This window comes from Prauserella sediminis (assembly GCF_014195435.1).
Taxonomy (GTDB): Bacteria; Actinomycetota; Actinomycetes; order Mycobacteriales; family Pseudonocardiaceae; genus Prauserella; species Prauserella salsuginis.
This window is the reverse complement of sequence record NZ_JACIBS010000007.1, coordinates 42221-58888: the sequence shown is the minus strand read 5'-3', so window position 1 is coordinate 58888 and position 16668 is coordinate 42221. Positions and strand designations below refer to the sequence as shown.

Here is a 16668-nt window from a genome sequence, read left to right as displayed (position 1 = left end):
GCGTAAGGCACCGCCTCACCCGGACGAGCGGCAGGGCCGCGGCGTGTCGGCCCGTTCACCCGCGACAGGAACTACGCACAGCGACGTGGCCGCCCGGGTCTCGCCGGACGGCCACGGTCGGCCGAGACGCGCTGCGGGCCTGGTCAGCCCACGCTGCGGAGCAGGTCGTCGGTGCGGTTGGTGTTCTCCCACGGCAGGTTCGCATCCGGACGGCCGAAGTGACCATAGGCCGCCGTCTGCGCGTAGATCGGCCGCAGCAGATCCAGATCACGGATGATCGCCGCCGGACGCAGGTCGAACACCTCGTTGATCGCCGCCTGGATCTTCTCCGGCGCCACCTTCTCCGTACCGAAAGTCTCCACGAACAGACCCACCGGAGCCGCCTTACCGATCGCATACGCGACCTGCACCTCGGCCCGATCCGCCAAACCAGCAGCCACCACGTTCTTGGCCACCCACCGCGTCGCATACGCCGCCGACCGGTCCACCTTCGACGGGTCCTTACCCGAGAACGCGCCACCACCATGACGGGCCATCCCGCCATAGGTGTCAACAATGATCTTCCGACCCGTCAGACCCGCATCACCCATCGGACCACCAACCACAAACCGGCCCGTCGGATTGATCAGAATCGTCGGATTCTCCGCCTGCAGACCCAGATCCTCGATCTCCGGATCAATCACATACTTCTGCACATCAGCCGCAAGCTGCTTGTCCAGATCGACACCCTCAGCATGCTGCGACGAAAGCACCACCGTGTCCAACCGGACCGGCTTGTCCTTGTCGTACTCGATCGTCACCTGCGTCTTACCATCCGCACGCAAATACGGCACCGTGCCGTTCTTACGCACCTGCGACAACCGCAACGACAACCGATGCGCCAACGCAATCGGCAACGGCATCAACTCCGGCGTGTCCGAGCAGGCATACCCGAACATCAACCCCTGATCACCAGCACCCTGCTTATCCAGATCATCCAGAGCGTTCTCCAGACGCGACTCATACGCCGTGTCCACACCCTGCGCAATATCCGGCGACTGCGCACCAATCGACACACTCACCCCACACGAAGCGCCATCAAAGCCCTTCTCCGAGGAGTCATACCCGATATCCAACACAGCCTGACGAATCAACGCCGTCGTATCGATGTTCGCCGCCGTGGTCACCTCACCAGCCACATGCACCTGACCAGTCGTCACCATCGACTCCACCGCAACCCGCGACCGCGGGTCCTGCGCCAACATCGCATCCAAAATCGTGTCGCTGATCGCGTCACAAATCTTGTCAGGATGACCCTCGGTCACCGACTCACTCGTGAACAACCTGCCCTGCACGGCGGCCACCGACTGCACCTCACCTCTCGACGACGGGAACAGCCTCACCCTATCGGCGGCATCCGCGCGTTTCCCGGTATCTGGGAAGTCGCAGGCGGCGCCGGTCACCTGCCGAGGTCGTCACCCAGCAGTCGCACCGCCGCGTCCCACACGGTGGCGGCGAGCTCGGATTTGGCGCCGAGCGGAATGCGGTCCTCGGCGCCGTCCGAGGCGAGCAGCCAGCCGGTGTTGTCGTCGGCGTCGAACGCACCGCCGTCACCGACTGCGTTGACGACGAGCAAGTCGCAGCCCTTGCGGGCGAGCTTGGCACGGGCGTGGTCGAGCACGCTGCCCGCGGCGTCGCCGGTCTCCGCGGCGAACCCGACGACGATCTGCCCCGGCCTGCGCCGTGCCACGAGCCCGGCGAGCACGTCCCGGTTGCGGTCCAGCTCGATGACCGGATCGGGGTTCTCGTCGCTCTTCTTGATCTTGTGCCCGGCGGTGCCCGCTGGGCGGAAGTCGGCCACGGCTGCGGCCATCACGACGACGTCGGCATCGGCGGCGGCCGCGTCGACGGCCTCCCCCAGTTCCGCGGCCGTCGAGACGTCGACCAGGTCCGCGCCCGCAGGTTCCGGGAGCGCGTCGGTGTGGGCCGACACGAGCGTCACCCTGGCACCCCGCTGGGCCGCGACCCGGGCGAGCGCGTAACCCTGCTTGCCCGAGGACCGGTTGCCGAGATGACGCACCGGGTCGAGGGGTTCCCGCGTGCCGCCCGCGGAGACGACCACGTGACGCCCCTCCAGGTCGCGCGGCAACGCATCGCCGCGGGCGAGCAGCAGCCGCGCGACGTCGACGATCTCGCGCGGATCGGCGAGGCGGCCCTTGCCGCTGTCCGCGCCGGTGAGCCTGCCCGCGGCCGGCTCGGCGACGACCGCACCGTGGGAACGGAGCGTGGCGACGTTGTCGCGGGTCGCCGGGTGCTCCCACATCTCGGTGTGCATCGCGGGGAAGAACACCACCGGACACCGCGCCGTGAGCAGCGTGCCGGTCAACAGGTCGTCGGCGAGGCCGTGGGCGGCACGTGCGAGCAGGTCGGCGGTGGCGGGCACCACCACGACCAGATCCGCCTCCTGGCCGATGCGCACGTGCTGCACCTCGGGCACGGCGGTGAACACACCGGTGTGCACCGGATGCCCAGACAGCGCTTCGAACGTCGCCGCACCGACGAAGTTGAGGGCCGCCTCCGTGGGCACGACACGGACGTCGTGGCCGGATTCGGTGAGCCCGCGCAGCACCTCGCACGCCTTGTAGGCCGCGATGCCACCGCCGACCCCGAGAACGATCCGCTTCATGTCAGTAGGTCCTACGGCCCCGGTGGCCGCGCCGCAACGTGCGAGGCGTCACGCGAACCGGTCCGAGACGACGAAAACCGGCGACCGGCACCGTCTGGCGGTGGCCGGCATCGCCGGTTTTGTCACGTCGGATGAGCCGTCGACTCACTCGCCTTCCGTGTGCTCCAGCAGACCCGCGTGGATCTCACGGAGAGCGATCGACAGCGGCTTCTCCCGCGGTCCCGGCTCGACGAGCGGACCGACGTACTCGAGCAGGCCCTCGCCGAGCTGCGCGTAGTAGTCGTTGATCTGACGGGCGCGCTTGGCCGAGTAGACCACGAGCGCGTACTTGGAGCTGACCTTGTCGAGCAGGTCGTCGATGGGCGGATTCGTGATGCCCTCGAGCTGCTCGCTCTGCGGGCCCAACGTGAACGCGGTCACTACTGCTCCGAATCTGCGGAAGGGTCGGTGTCGGAAGTTCTCTGTCGGCCGGTGCCGGATCGGTCGGTGCCCGGAGCCGTCCCGGAGTCAGTCCGGAGCCCCGGCCGGGCCGCTGACCAAGTCTAACAACTCCTGCGCGGCGGTCTTCACATCGGCATTGACGACCTGGGCATCGAACTCGCTGGCGGCCGCGAGTTCGCGTTCGGCCTCGCCGAGCCGCGCCTGCACGGCCTCCATCGCCTCGGTGCCCCTGCCGGTGAGCCGGTCGACCAGTTCGCCCCACGACGGCGGCAGCAGCATCACCAGCTGTGCGTCGGGCATGGCCTGCCGCACCTGGCGTGCGCCCTGGAGTTCGATCTCCAGCACCGCGGGCCTGCCCTCGTCGAGGGCCTGTTCGACGGGACCACGGGGGGTGCCGTAGCAGTTACCGGCGAACTCCGCGTACTCGAGGAACTGGCCGTCGGCGACCATGGCGTCGAACGTCTCACGATCGACGAAGTGGTAGTGCGCCCCGTCGACCTCGCCCTCGCGCGGCGCGCGCGTGGTCATCGAGATGCTGAAGTAGATGTCCGGATCGAGGGCGCGCAGCTCGCCGACGACGCTCGATTTGCCGACCCCGGACGGGCCCGATACGACGGTGAGCCGGCGCCGGGCGGTCGTGCCCGACACCGGCTCACCGGATGCCCTCCGGCCGCCGCGCACGCCGGCCTGGTTCGAGCCGCGCTGTCGCTGCTCGCTCACTCGCCGCTGAACTCGGTGAGCAGCGCCTTGCGCTGCCGTTCACCGAGGCCGCGCAGACGACGGCTGGCCGCGATCTCGAGGCGCTCCATCGTCTGCTGTGCACGTACCTTGCCCACGCCCGGCAGGGCCTCCAGCAGCGCGGAGACCTTCATCTTGCCGAGCACCTCGTCCTCGTCGGCCTGCTTCAGCACATCCTCGAGGGTCGTACCGCCGCGCTTGAGCCGCTCCTTGAGCTCCGCGCGGGCGCGACGGGCGGCGGCGGCCTTCTCCAGCGCCGCAGCACGCTGTTCCTCGGTGAGCTGGGGAAGTGCCACGTTTTCCTCCGGTATTACTCAAAATTCTGGGTGGGTGTGGCGACCGTACCCACCCCTGACCTGGACTCACAATGCGGGGGTGAGCGCCGAACCCGGCCTGTGCGTGCCCGAAAATGCCCGCACACGCGGCCGATCCGCGCCCGGGTGCCGCGACTGGAGGCCGCGGCACGCCAACCCGGGAAGACCCTACCCACAGCTGTCGGCGGAGGGCGGCACAAGGCCGGAATTCCCCACCACCGAACGCCGGTGACAGTGGCACCGCGTACCCCCGCTGCGCCACTTGCACCGACAGCCTAGTGCAAGATCAACATCGGCGCGGACCAGGGCTTACATTCGCTTACGCGAACCGGTCACCCTGCCGCGGAACGACCTCCGGCCGGTCCGCCGCCCGCCAGTTCGGCCTGCACCCGGCGCAGCTCGTCACGTATCGCCGCGACCTCCGGCCCACACCGCAGCAGCGCCCGCGACGAGGCCGGCAGCACGGCGGGCAACGCGGGCCCGAACACGCCCGCGAGATCGGCCGCCGTCGCGCCCTGCGCGCCGAAACCGGGCGCCAGCACCGGCCCGTTCAGCCCGGCGAGGCGAAGCTCACCAGGGACGTTCGTCGCACCCACGACGACGCCGACGTCGCCCTGGGGTTCGGCGCCCGCGTTCCGGGCCGCTGCGTCATCCACAATGGACTGGGCCACGGTCCGGCCGCCCTCGTCCGCCCGCTGCAGTGCCTCGCCATCGGGGTTGGACGTGCGAGCGAGCACGAACACGCCCCTACCCGAGGCGGCCGCGGCCTCGAACGCCGGTTCGAGGGCCCCGAATCCCAGGTACGGCGACACCGTGACGGCGTCGGCGGCCAGCGGCGACCCGTCGGACAGGTACGCGGCGGCGTAGGCCGCCATCGTCGACCCGATGTCGCCCCGCTTGACGTCGAGCAACACGAGTGCGCCCGCATCACGGCAGGCCGCGACGACACGCTCCAGCACGGCCACCCCGGCCGAGCCGTGGGCCTCGAAGAACGCCGACTGGGGCTTGACGACCGCCACCTCGCCCGCGAGCGCCTCGGTCGCCGTCAGCGCGAACCGCTCGAGCCCACGCACGTCCACCGGCAGGCCCCACTCGGCCAGCAACCCCGGATGCGGGTCGATACCGGCGCACAGCGGCCCGCGCGCGGCGACCGCGCGGGCCAGCCGGGCCCCGAATCGCTCGGTCACGAGCCGTCCCGCAGCGACGCCTGGAGCCGCTGCAGCGAGCGCACCCCGACGTCGCCACGGATCATCGCCTCGATCCCGTGCACCGCCGCCGACGCGCCCTGCACGGTCGTCACGCACGGGATGCCGCGCGCGACGGCCGCGGTGCGGATCTCGTAGCCGTCGATCCGGGGGCCACTGTTGCCGTACGGGGTGTTGATGACCATGTCGACGCCGCCGTCGAGGATCAGCTCGACGATGTTCGGCTCGTTCGGATCCGTCACGACGGCCGTGTCCGCGCCCTCGTGCTGCTTGCGGACCACGCCGCACGGCACCCCGTTGCGGCGCAGCACCTCGGCCGTCCCGGCGGTCGCGACCACCTGGAAGCCCAGGTCGGCGAGCCGCTTGACGGGGAACACCAGCGACCGCTTGTCGCGATTGGCCACCGACACGAACACGGTCCCGCTCGTGGGCAGCGAGCCGTACGAGCCCGACTGCGACTTGGCGAACGCCGTGCCGAACGCCGTGTCGACGCCCATCACCTCGCCCGTCGACTTCATCTCCGGGCCGAGCAGCGAGTCCACACCGTGTCCCTCGGGCGTGCGGAAGCGGTGGAACGGCAGCACCGCCTCCTTGACCGCCACCGGCGCGTCCACGGGCAGCTCGCCGCCGTCGCCCTCCGCGGGCAGCACACCCCGGCCGCGGAGGTCCTTGATCGACGAGCCGGTCATGATCAGCGAGGCCGCCTTGGCCAGCGGTACGGCCGTCGCCTTCGACACGAACGGCACCGTCCGCGACGCGCGCGGGTTCGCCTCGAGCACGTACAGCACGTCGTCCTTGAGGGCGTACTGCACGTTGAGCAATCCGCGCACGCCGACCCCGCGGGCGATCGCCTCGGTGGACCGGCGCACCTGGTCCAGGTCCGTCCTGCCGAGCGTGATGGGCGGCAGCGCGCACGCCGAGTCGCCCGAGTGCACGCCCGCCTCCTCGATGTGCTCCATCACGCCGCCGAGGAACAGCTCCTCGCCGTCGTAGAGCGCGTCGACGTCGATCTCGATCGCGTCGTCGAGGAACCGGTCCACCAGCACCGGGTGTTCGGGCGTGACCTCGGTGGCACGGGCGATGTAGTTCTCGAGCGAGGCCTCGTCGTAGACGATCTCCATGCCCCGGCCGCCGAGCACGTACGACGGCCGCACCAGCACCGGGTACCCGATCTCGTCGGCGATCTGCTTCGCGCCGTCGAACGAGGTGGCCGTGCCGTACTTCGGCGCGGGCAGTCCCGCCGCCGTCAGCACGTCGCCGAACGCCCCGCGGTCCTCGGCGTGGTTGATCGCCTCCGGCGGGGTGCCGACCACCGGCACGCCGGCGTCGGCGAGCCGCTGTGCCAGCCCGAGCGGCGTCTGCCCGCCCAGCTGAACGATGACGCCCGCCACCGTGCCGGACTCCTGCTCGGCCCGCACCACCTCGAGGACGTCCTCGAAGGTCAGCGGCTCGAAGTACAACCGGTCCGAGGTGTCGTAGTCCGTCGAGACGGTCTCCGGGTTGCAGTTGACCATCACGGCCTCGAACCCGGCCTCCCGCAGCGCGAGCGCGGCGTGCACGCACGAGTAGTCGAACTCGATGCCCTGGCCGATCCGGTTGGGGCCGGAGCCGAGGATCAGCACCTTCGGCTTGTCCGGCTGCGCGACGACCTCCGTCTCGGCCGCCGGATCGGCCTCGTAGGCCGAGTAGTGGTACGGCGTGCGGGCGGCGAACTCCGCCGCGCACGTATCGACCGTCTTGAACACCGGGTGCACCCCGAGCCGCTGCCGCAGGGACCGGACCCCGTCCTCGCCGGCCAGTTCCGGCCGCAGCGCCGCGATCTGCCGGTCCGACAGTCCCGTCCGCTTGGCGCGCCGCAGCAGATCACCGGACAGCACCGGGGCGTCGCGAACCTCGGCCCCGACCTCGCCGATGAGCGCGATCTGGTCGATGAACCACGGGTCGATGCCGCAGGCCTGATGCACCTGCTCCGGACTCGCCCCCAACCGCAGCGCCCGCTCCACGGCGTAGATCCGGCCGTCGTGCGGCGTGCGCAGTTCGTCCAGGGTGGACTCGACCGTGGCGCCCTCCGGGTCCGGCCGGGTCCAGAACCCGACGCGCTTGGTCTCCATGGACCGCATCGCCTTGCCGAGCGCCTCCGGGAAACTGCGCCCGATCGCCATCGCCTCGCCGACGCTCTTCATCGTCGTCGTCAGCTCGGGGTCGGCGCCGGGGAACTTCTCGAACGCGAACCGCGGCACCTTCACCACGACGTAGTCGAGCGTCGGCTCGAAACTCGCCGGGGTCTCACCGGTGATGTCGTTGCTGATCTCGTCGAGCGTGTAGCCGATCGCCAACTTCGCCGCGATCTTCGCGATCGGGAAGCCCGTGGCCTTCGACGCCAGCGCCGAGGACCGCGACACCCGCGGGTTCATCTCGATCACGACCATGCGGCCGTCGACGGGGTTGATCGCGAACTGGATGTTGCACCCGCCGGTCTCCACGCCCACCGCACGCAGCACGTCGATGCCGACGTCGCGCATGTGCTGGTATTCGCGGTCGGTCAGCGTCATCGACGGCGCGACGGTGATCGAGTCGCCGGTGTGCACGCCCATCGCGTCGAAGTTCTCGATGGAGCAGACCACCACGACGTTGTCGTGGCCGTCGCGCATCAGCTCGAGCTCGTACTCCTTCCACCCGAGCACGCTCTCCTCGATGAGCACCTCGGTCACCGGGCTCTCCTCGAGACCCAGCGACGCGAGCCGCTCCATCTCGTCCTCGGTGTGCACCATGCCCGAACCGAGGCCGCCCATCGTGAACGACGGCCGGATGACGACGGGCAGCCCGACCTCGGCGACGGTCGCGCGGACCTCCTCCATCGAATGGCAAACGGCGCTGCGGGGTACGTCGCCGCCGACCTCGCGGACGATGTCCTTGAACTTCTGCCGGTCCTCACCGCGCTGGATCGCGTCGATGTCGGCGCCGATGAGTTCGACGCCGTACTTCTCCAGCACGCCGCCCTCGTGCAGCGCGACGGCGCAGTTGAGCGCCGTCTGCCCGCCGAGGGTCGCCAGCAGGGCGTCCGGGCGTTCGGCGGCGATGACCTTCTCCACGAACTCCGGGGTCACCGGCTCGATGTAGGTCGCGTCGGCGAACTCCGGGTCGGTCATGATGGTCGCCGGGTTGGAGTTGACCAGGCTGACCCGCAGGCCCTCCTGGCGCAGCACGCGGCACGCCTGCGTGCCGGAATAGTCGAACTCGGCCGCCTGGCCGATGACGATCGGCCCCGAGCCGATCACGAGCACGTGCTCGATGTCCCTACGCTTGGGCATTACCGGTGCGCCTCCTGTGCCGTGTTCGTACGGCGGCTGTGCATGAGCGAGACGAAGTCGTCGAACAGCGGGTTCGCGTCGTGCGGGCCCGCGGCGGCCTCGGGGTGGTACTGCACCGAGAACGCCGGGACGTCCACGCACCGCAGGCCCTCGACCGTGTCGTCGTTAGCGCAGTGGTGGCTCACCTCCGCGGTGCCGAACGGCGAGTCGAACCGCTGCCCCGGCTCACCCTCGAGGGCGAACCCGTGGTTCTGCGCGGTGATCGCGACGCGGCCGGTCGCCGCGTCGATCACCGGGATGTTGATGCCGCGGTGGCCGTAGCGCATCTTGTACGTGCCCAGTCCCAGCGCGCGGCCCAGGATCTGGTTGCCGAAGCAGATGCCGAACAGCGGGATCTCCCGCTGCAGCGTCGCCTTCGTCAGCTCGATCGCGTGGCGCTGCGTCTCCGGGTCCCCCGGCCCGTTGGACAGGAACACACCGTCCGCACCCACGGCGAGCAGGTCCTCCACAGTGGAGATCGCGGGCAGCACGTGCACCTCGATCCCCCGGCGTGCCAGCTGCCGCGGCGTGTTCGCCTTGATCCCGAGGTCCAGCGCCGCGACACGGAAGCGGGTCTCGCCGACCGCAGGCACGACGTACGGCTGCGCCGTCGTCACCTCGCCCGCCAGGTCGGCACCCGCCATGGCGGGGCTCGCGGCGACGGCCGCGACCATCTCGTCGTCGGCCACCAGTCCGTCACCGGAGAACACCCCGGCGCGCATCGCACCGTGCTCGCGGATGTGCCGGGTGAGGGTGCGGGTGTCCACATCGGAGATCCCGACGATCTCCTGCGCCGCCAGCTCCTCGTCCAGCCCGCGCTTCGACCGCCAGCTCGACGGCGTACGCGCCGGGTCGCGCACCACGTAGCCCGCCACCCAGATGCGCGCGGACTCGTCGTCCTCGTCGTTCCACCCGGTGTTGCCGATCTGCGGCGCCGTCTGCACGACGATCTGCCTGCGGTACGACGGGTCGGTCAACGTCTCCTGGTACCCGGTCATGCCCGTGCAGAAGACCACCTCGCCGAGGGTCCGGCCCTGCGCCCCGTAGGCGCTGCCCCGGAAGATCCGGCCGTCCTCGAGCACGAGTGCCGCCGGAGTGCGTGTCGCGCTCATGCCTGTGCACCTCCCACGATGCGCTCCTCGTCGCTCTCGGTCGCGGCCTCGTCCGCCGAGGCGCGTTCGACCTGTTTGATCCACTCTGGATAGACGCCGCGATCGTCGGCACGGAATCCCGTGTCGAGCTCGACGGCGCCGCCGGACTCACCCGCCTCACCGGACTCGCCGGCACGCCAGGTCACGATCAGCAGGCTGTCGGTACCCATGACCTTGCCCGCCATGCCCTTGCCCGTGGCGATGCCGGTGACGGCCTCGCGGGGAATCCAGAAGCCCGGCATGCCCTCACGATCGACGTCGATGCCGTCGTCGTGAAGGCGGAGCGTCGCCGGTCCGCGCAGCCCAGCGCCGCGGGTGACGATGCGCTCCTGCCAGTGACCCGCATACGTCGTCGCCACGTACAGACCCGGCGCCTCCAGCAGCGCCGTCCCCGGCTCCGCCGGGCGCGTGGGGAACGGAGGGATGCGCACGCTCTGCGCCCGCGCCTGTCGTCGCCAGCCCTTCCACATGCCATACACGCACAACAGCAGCAGCGCGACGAACAACAGCGTCAGCAACAGCCTGTCCATCAGTCAATCTTCCCTTCACGAGCCGTGAGCCGCCCACGCAGCAGCGTGGCCGTCACCACGGCGGGCAGTCGCATCCCTTCGTACGGCGTGTTGCCCGCGACACTCGCCAGCTCCGCACCCCGCACGGTCCATTCGGCGTCCGGATCGACGAGCGCCAGGTTCGCCGGCTCCCCCACGGCCAGGGGCCTGCCCTGGTCCGGCAGTCCCGCGATCTCCGCAGGCCGTTCGCTCATCACCCGGGCCACTCCGCGCCAGTCGAGCAGCCCGCTGCGCACCATCGTGTGAGCGACGATCGACAGCGCCGTCTGCAGTCCCAGCATCCCGGGCCGCGCGGCGTCCCACTCGCAGCTCTTGTCCTGCTCGGCATGCGGCGCGTGGTCCGTGGCGACACAGTCCAGGACGCCGTCCGCCAGTGCCTGCCGCAGCCGCTCGGTGTCCCGCTCCGCCCGCAGCGGCGGGTTCACCTTGTTCACCGGGTCGTAGGTCTCCAGGCGCTCGTCGGTGAGCAGCAGATGATGCGGCGTCACCTCGGCCGAGACGTCCACGCCGAGCCCCTTCGCCCAGCTCAGTACGTCCACAGTACCCGTGGTCGACACGTGGCAGACGTGCAGCCGTGCGCCGGCGTGACGCGCCAGCACGCAGTCCCGGGCCACGATCGATTCCTCGGCCGACGCGGGCCAGCCCGCGTACCCGAGGCGCGAGGCCCGCTCCCCCTCGTGTGCCTGCGCCCCGTCGGTCAGGCGCGGCTCCTCCGCGTGCTGCGCGATCACGACGCCGAGCGCCGTCGAGTACTCCAGCGCACGCCGCATCAGCAGCGGGTCGAACACGCACCGGCCGTCGTCGGAGAACATCCGCACCCCGGCCTCGTCGGTCGCCATCGTGCCCATCTCCGCGAGCCGCTCCCCTGCCAGCCCGACGGTGACCGCGCCGACCGGGTGCACGTCGACCAGGCCGACCTCCCGGCCGCGGCGCAGCACATGACCCGTGACGAGCGCATTGTCGGCCACCGGATCGGTGTTGGCCATCGCGAACACCGCCGTGTACCCGCCCAGCGCCGCAGCACGGGACCCGGTCTCGATCGTCTCCGTGTCCTCCCGGCCGGGCTCACGCAGATGCGTGTGCAGATCGACCAGCCCCGGGAGCAGCACCTGTCCCGCCGCGTCGAGCACCTCGGCCGACTCCGGCGCCCGCACCGCTCCCCGCTCCCCGATCTCGGCGATGACCCCGTCGGCCACCAGCACGTCCACCGGATCGCCTTCGCCGTACGGCCGAGCACCCGTGATCAGAATGTCCGTCATGATGCAGCTCCTTGCGGGACACCGTCCCCTGGTGCGGCGGAAAAGTGCGGCACAGCAGCGGTCCGACCCGGTCGACCACCGCGACCACGGACGCGTCGATGATCAGCCATGGTGGTCTCCGTCCCCTGCCAGCAGGTGGTACAGCACGGCCATGCGCACGTGGACGCCGTTGGCGACCTGATCGGTGATCGCCGCCCGCGGACTGTCGGCCACCGGCGAGGCGATCTCCATCCCCCGCAGCATCGGCCCCGGATGCAGCACGACGGCATGCTCCGGCAGCATCGCCAGCCGCTTCTCGCTGAGGCCGTACGCGATCGAGTACTCCCGCGCCGACGGAAAGAAGGCTCCCCGCATCCGTTCGGCCTGCACACGCAGCATCATCACCGCGTCGAGGCCGGGAAGCTGGGAGTCCACATCGAACGCGGTCGTCACGGGCCACTGATCGACGCCGTGGGGCAGCAACGTGGGCGGTGCCACGAGCACGACCTCCGCCCCGAGCGTCGTCAGCAGGTGCACGTTCGAGCGGGCGACCCGGCTGTGGAGCACGTCGCCGACGATCCCGATGCGCCGTCCCTCGATGCCGCCGAGCCGCTCCCGCAGCGTCGCCGCGTCGAGCAGCGCCTGCGTGGGGTGTTCGTGCATGCCGTCGCCGGCGTTGACCACGGACGTGCGCGTGTCGGCGAGCCAGCCGGACAGCCGGTGCGGCGCGCCGGAGGCCGGGTGCCGCACGATCACGCAGTCCGCACCCGCCGCCGACAGTGTCAGCGCCGTGTCGCGCAGGGACTCACCCTTGCCGACCGACGATCCACCCGCCGACACGTTGATCACGTCCGCGCTCATCCACTTGCCCGCGATCTCGAACGACACGCGGGTGCGCGTGGAGTTCTCGTAGAACATCGTGATGACCGTGCGCCCGCGCAGCGTCGGCAGTTTGCGGACCTCGCGGCCGAGCAGGGTGCGCTTGAGCTCGTCGGCCGTGTCGAGTACCGCGGTGGCCTCGTCGCGGCCGAGCCCGTCGGTGGTGAGCAGGTGCCGCATCTACTGCCCCCTGATCAGAACGGCGTCACGGCCGTCGGTCTCGGCCAGCAGGACGGAGACCTCCTCCGTGCGCGAGGTCGGCACGTTCTTGCCCACGTAGTCGGCCCGGATCGGCAGTTCCCGGTGGCCGCGGTCGACCAGCACCGCCAGCTGCACCGCGCGGGGCCGGCCGTGGTCGCTGAGCGCGTCGAGGGCCGATCGGATGGTGCGGCCGGAGAACAGCACGTCGTCGACGAGGATCACGACCCGGTCGTCGATGCCACCGCCGGGCACGTCGGTCTCTTCCAGCGGGCGGGTCGGTTTGCGCCGCAGGTCGTCGCGGTAGAGCGTGACGTCGAGCGCGCCCGCGGGGACGGCAACGCCGGAGAACTCCTCGATTCGCGCCGCGAGCCGGTGCGCCAGCGGCGTGCCACGGGTCGGAATGCCCAGCAGCACGGGCGGCGGCGGTGGTTCGGCAGGACCGTCCGTCCCGCCGGCACCGTCGAGGGCTGTCTTCTCGATGACCTGATGCGCCATCCGGGCGATAGTGCGCGCGACGTCGCCGGCCGAGAGCAGTTCTCGCTCGGCCGGTGCCGCCGCACCACGAGGTGGTGCCACGGTGTGAGCTCCTTTCCCGCCTCACCGGACGGGTCTTTAAAGGACTGACGACCCCTACTTTCGGAGGTCCGGCACAGACGGTAGCAGCTGTTACCGGCTCCCCGAACGAGTGGTCCATCTGTGGCAAACAACTCACCGGGTGCGATGAGCTGCTTGACCTGGTGACGACAACGCGTAACCATTACTCTGAGTATTCGACTCACGAGTTCCCTGTCGGTCAGCCGGGCCGATCCGGGGCAAGGAAACGGAGAACCACCACATGGGCGATTACGCCAAGGCGCTCGGGGCGAAGCTCCGCGGTATCCGCCAGCAACAGGGCCTGTCCCTGCATGGAGTCGAGCAGAAGTCCGGCGGCCGCTGGAAGGCGGTCGTGGTGGGCTCCTACGAACGGGGCGACCGTGCCGTGACCGTCCAGAAGCTGGCCGAACTGGCCGACTTCTACGGCGTGCCTGTGGTCGAGCTCCTGCCCGAAGGACGCGTGCCGTCCGGCGCCGAACCCGCGACGAAGATCGTCATCAACCTCGAGCGGCTGCAGCAGCTGCCCGCGGAGAAGGTCGGCCCGCTCGCGCGGTACGCCGCGACGATCCAGAGCCAGCGCGGTGACTACAACGGCAAGGTCCTGTCCATCCGGACGGAGGACCTCCGGTCGCTGGCGATCATCTACGACATGACGCCCGGCGAGCTGACCGAGCAGCTCATCGACTGGGGTGTGCTCCCGCCGGAGGCCCGTCCTTCCAAGGAGGACTGACCGGGGAAAACCGCCTGCGGCCGGGGTCGGCCCAGGCGGTTTTCCCGAACGGCGCCGACCCGGTGAACGGCGCAGCTCGGCCTGCCGGTGGCTGCACCGCGGGGTGACGTCGGGGACCCGACAACGAACCCGGAGGACTGCGTTTCGGAAGGCAGCGCCGGGAGCCAACGACGCCGTGCTCCAACGACGCCGTGCTCCAGCGGCACTGTGATCCAACGGCGCCTTGATCCGGCGACACCGTGGCTCAACTACACCGTGCCCCAACGACACCGTGGCCCAGTGACACTGCGGCCCAACGGCTGTGACCACGGCGCGCACAGCGGTCCGGGCGGCACTGCGCTCCACAGACGCTGTGCTCCAGAGACGCTGTGCTCCACAGACGCCCAGGCAGTGGCCCAGCGGGCCGCTCGGGCTCAGAGAATCGCGCGCAGGCGGTCGGCGATGTTGCCGATCCGGCCGAGTACTCCGTTGACGAACCGCGGCGAGTCATCGGTCGACAGGTCCTTGGCCAGGCCGACCGCCTCGTCGATCGCCACGGCGTCGGGCACGTCGGCGGACCACAGCATCTCGTAGACGCCCACGCGCAGGATCGCCAGGTCGACCGGCGGCATCCGCTCGAGCGTCCAGCCCTGCGCATGCTCGGCCAGCAGCTCGTCGACCCGACCCTGATTCTCGGACATGCCTTCGATCACGGTGAACGTGTAGTCGCCGACGATGTCGACGTCAGGGCTGCCTGCATGCTCCTTCAGCACGGCCGCAGGGTCGAGTTCACGCTGCGCCGCCTCGTAGAGCAGCTCGACGGCACGCCGTCGGGCGGCGCGGCGGCCGATCTTGCCGCCGCGCCGGGACTCCGATTCCGAACTCACCGCGGTGCTCACACGCGGCCGAGATAGCGGCCGTCACGGGTGTCGACCTTGATCTTCTCGCCCTGGTTGACGAACAGCGGAACCTGGACCTCGGCTCCGGTCTCCAGCTGCGCCGGCTTGGTGCCGCCCGTCGAGCGGTCGCCCTGCACGCCCGGGTCGGTCTGCTCGATGGTGAGCTCGACCGAGGCGGGCAGTTCGACGTACAACGTCTCACCCTCGTGCTGGGCGACCTGCACCTCGCTGTTCTCCAGCAGGAACTTCGCGGCGTCGCCCACGGTCTGCGGCGGCACCGAGACCTGGTCGAAGGTCTCGCCGTCCATGAACACGTAGTCGGTTCCGTCGTTGTACAGGTACGTCATCGTCCGGCGGTCGACGTTCGCCGTCTCGACCTTCGTGCCCGCGTTGAACGTCTTGTCCACGACCTTGCCGGAGAGCACGTTCTTGAGAGTGGTGCGCACGAACGCACCGCCCTTACCCGGCTTGACGTGCTGGAAGTTCACGACGGACCAGAGCTGGCCGTCCAAGTTGAGGACGACGCCGTTCTTCAGGTCGTTGGTGGTGGCCACTGCTGTGAGTTCTCCTGATATCGGGGTCGGGCCGCGTACTTAGACGACCACGAGTTCCTTCGTGCTGAGGGTGAGGAGCTCGGGAGCTGACTCCCGCACGACGAGCGTGTCCTCGATGCGGACTCCACCACGGCCGGCGACATACACGCCGGGCTCGACGGTGACCGCCATACCGGCCGCCAGTGTACCGTCGCCGGTCTTGGCCAGACTCGGAGCCTCATGAACCTCCAGGCCGACGCCGTGCCCGAGGCCGTGCAGGAACTCCTCGGCGCGCCCCGCCCCGGCGATGACGTCCCGCGACGCCGCGTCCACCGCCGCGGTCCCCGCTCCCGGAACGGCTGCCGCGACGCCTGACAGCTGCGCGGCCTGCACCAGGTCGTAGATCTCCTGCTGCCACGCCGCGGGCGTGCCCAGCACGACGGTGCGCGTCATGTCCGAGTGGTAGCCGTCCACGGTGGCGCCGAAGTCCATCTTCACCAGGTCACCGGTGGCGAGGACCGCATCGGTGGGGCGGTGGTGTGGGATCGCCGAGTGCGCCCCCGCGGCCACGATGGACGGGAACGCCGCCCCCTCCGAGCCGTGGTCCAGCATCCGATTCTCCAGGTCGCGGGCGACCTCGCGTTCGCTGCGGCCCGGCCGCAGACCGCCGTCGGACAGCAAGCCGGCGAGCGCCTGGTCCGCCGCTGCGCACGCCCGGCGCAGCGCGTCGATCTCGAGCTCGTCCTTGACCAGGCGCAGCCGCTCCACCAGACCCGGGCTGCGGCGCAGCTCGACGTCACCCGCAGCCTCGGCCAGGCCCGCGTGCTGCTCCACGCTCACGTACTGGCTCTCGAACCCGGTGCGCCGGTATCGGGCGGGTTCGCCGGCCGCGCGCCGGGCCAGGGCGAGCGCGCTCGCCCTGTCGACGACCGTCGTCAGGTCCGGCACCTCGGAGGCGGCCTGGGTGGTGTACCGCCCGTCGGTGCAGAACACCGTGTCCGTGTCGCCTGCTGCGTGCAGCAGCAATGCCGCGTTCGAGCCGGTGAACCCGGTCAGGTAACGGATGTTGCGCAGATCGGTCACCAACAGCGCATCGAGCTCGGCGGCCTGCAGCCGCTCGGCGAGTGCGCCGCGGCGGCGCCGGTGCGCGTCGGCGTGGGTGTACGAGGACGAGTCAGACAC

The 16668-nt window shown here is 70.3% G+C and carries 16 protein-coding genes; 1 reads left to right on the top strand and 15 read right to left on the bottom strand.

Going from position 1 to position 16668, the window contains the following annotated elements; translation table 11 throughout:
• Positions 1-143 precede the first annotated feature (143 nt).
• From metK to pyrR, 12 genes are all read right to left on the bottom strand, one after another.
• Positions 144-1343: a methionine adenosyltransferase gene (gene metK, locus FB384_RS23300; RefSeq protein ID WP_183786976.1), complete on the bottom strand. Its 1200-nt coding sequence runs from the start codon at positions 1341-1343 to the stop codon at positions 144-146.
• 95 nt (positions 1344-1438) lie between these two features.
• Positions 1439-2665: a bifunctional phosphopantothenoylcysteine decarboxylase/phosphopantothenate--cysteine ligase CoaBC gene (gene coaBC / locus FB384_RS23295; protein WP_183786975.1), complete on the bottom strand. Its 1227-nt coding sequence runs from the start codon at positions 2663-2665 to the stop codon at positions 1439-1441.
• 144 nt (positions 2666-2809) lie between these two features.
• Positions 2810-3085, bottom strand: a complete 276-nt coding sequence (gene rpoZ, locus FB384_RS23290) for a DNA-directed RNA polymerase subunit omega (protein ID WP_030531793.1) — start codon at positions 3083-3085, stop codon at positions 2810-2812.
• An 87-nt stretch (positions 3086-3172) separates the two neighbouring features.
• The gene (gmk, locus tag FB384_RS23285) at positions 3173-3826 is read right to left on the bottom strand and encodes a guanylate kinase (RefSeq protein ID WP_183786974.1); all 654 of its coding nucleotides are present in this window, start codon (positions 3824-3826) and stop codon (positions 3173-3175) included.
• Positions 3823-4140, bottom strand: coding sequence for an integration host factor, actinobacterial type (gene mihF / locus FB384_RS23280; protein WP_183658795.1), 318 nt, complete (start codon positions 4138-4140; stop codon positions 3823-3825). Before mihF ends, gmk begins: the two co-directional genes overlap by 4 nt.
• A 350-nt stretch (positions 4141-4490) precedes the next feature.
• A complete protein-coding gene (pyrF, locus tag FB384_RS23275) occupies positions 4491-5345 on the bottom strand; it encodes an orotidine-5'-phosphate decarboxylase (RefSeq protein ID WP_183786973.1) in 855 nt (284 codons plus the stop codon).
• Positions 5342-8674, bottom strand: coding sequence for a carbamoyl-phosphate synthase large subunit (gene carB / locus FB384_RS23270; protein ID WP_183786972.1), 3333 nt, complete (start codon positions 8672-8674; stop codon positions 5342-5344). Before carB ends, pyrF begins: the two co-directional genes overlap by 4 nt.
• The gene (carA, locus tag FB384_RS23265) at positions 8674-9825 is read right to left on the bottom strand and encodes a glutamine-hydrolyzing carbamoyl-phosphate synthase small subunit (protein WP_183786971.1); all 1152 of its coding nucleotides are present in this window, start codon (positions 9823-9825) and stop codon (positions 8674-8676) included. Before carA ends, carB begins: the two co-directional genes overlap by 1 nt.
• On the bottom strand, positions 9822-10394 hold the full coding sequence (locus FB384_RS23260) for a PH-like domain-containing protein (protein WP_228726637.1): 573 nt from the start codon (positions 10392-10394) through the stop codon (positions 9822-9824). The genes carA and FB384_RS23260 overlap by 4 nt, the downstream gene beginning before the upstream one ends.
• The gene (locus FB384_RS23255; protein WP_183786970.1) at positions 10394-11692 is read right to left on the bottom strand and encodes a dihydroorotase; all 1299 of its coding nucleotides are present in this window, start codon (positions 11690-11692) and stop codon (positions 10394-10396) included. The genes FB384_RS23260 and FB384_RS23255 overlap by 1 nt, the downstream gene beginning before the upstream one ends.
• 102 nt (positions 11693-11794) lie before the next feature.
• On the bottom strand, positions 11795-12730 hold the full coding sequence (locus tag FB384_RS23250) for an aspartate carbamoyltransferase catalytic subunit (RefSeq protein ID WP_183786969.1): 936 nt from the start codon (positions 12728-12730) through the stop codon (positions 11795-11797).
• Positions 12731-13327: a bifunctional pyr operon transcriptional regulator/uracil phosphoribosyltransferase PyrR gene (gene pyrR / locus FB384_RS23245; protein WP_183786968.1), complete on the bottom strand. Its 597-nt coding sequence runs from the start codon at positions 13325-13327 to the stop codon at positions 12731-12733.
• 259 nt (positions 13328-13586) lie between these two features.
• On the opposite strand from pyrR, the gene bldD reads away from it, so the two are divergent.
• On the top strand, positions 13587-14075 hold the full coding sequence (bldD, locus tag FB384_RS23240; protein ID WP_003096372.1) for a transcriptional regulator BldD: 489 nt from the start codon (positions 13587-13589) through the stop codon (positions 14073-14075).
• Positions 14076-14488: 413 nt separating this feature from the next.
• Here bldD and nusB read toward each other — a convergent pair whose 3' ends face one another.
• Genes nusB through FB384_RS23225 form a run of 3 tightly spaced genes read right to left on the bottom strand, consistent with a single transcriptional unit; the run spans position 14489 to position 16668 of the window.
• A complete protein-coding gene (nusB, locus tag FB384_RS23235) occupies positions 14489-14941 on the bottom strand; it encodes a transcription antitermination factor NusB (RefSeq protein WP_183786967.1) in 453 nt (150 codons plus the stop codon).
• Positions 14942-14949: 8 nt separating this feature from the next.
• Positions 14950-15507, bottom strand: coding sequence for an elongation factor P (gene efp, locus FB384_RS23230; protein ID WP_183786966.1), 558 nt, complete (start codon positions 15505-15507; stop codon positions 14950-14952).
• Positions 15508-15546: 39 nt separating this feature from the next.
• On the bottom strand, positions 15547-16668 hold the full coding sequence (locus FB384_RS23225; protein WP_183786965.1) for a M24 family metallopeptidase: 1122 nt from the start codon (positions 16666-16668) through the stop codon (positions 15547-15549).

Excerpts from the sequence above, each read along its gene's own strand:
- carA (WP_183786971.1), bottom strand. The coding sequence starts at position 9,825 with ATGAGCGCGACACGCACTCCGGCGGCACTCGTGCTCGAGGACGGCCGG.
- carB (WP_183786972.1), bottom strand. The coding sequence starts at position 8,674 with ATGCCCAAGCGTAGGGACATCGAGCACGTGCTCGTGATCGGCTCGGGG.
- bldD (WP_003096372.1), top strand. The coding sequence starts at position 13,587 with ATGGGCGATTACGCCAAGGCGCTCGGGGCGAAGCTCCGCGGTATCCGC.
- FB384_RS23260 (WP_228726637.1), bottom strand. The coding sequence starts at position 10,394 with ATGGACAGGCTGTTGCTGACGCTGTTGTTCGTCGCGCTGCTGCTGTTG.
- FB384_RS23255 (WP_183786970.1), bottom strand. The coding sequence starts at position 11,692 with ATGACGGACATTCTGATCACGGGTGCTCGGCCGTACGGCGAAGGCGAT.
- FB384_RS23250 (WP_183786969.1), bottom strand. The coding sequence starts at position 12,730 with ATGCGGCACCTGCTCACCACCGACGGGCTCGGCCGCGACGAGGCCACC.
- coaBC (WP_183786975.1), bottom strand. The coding sequence starts at position 2,665 with ATGAAGCGGATCGTTCTCGGGGTCGGCGGTGGCATCGCGGCCTACAAG.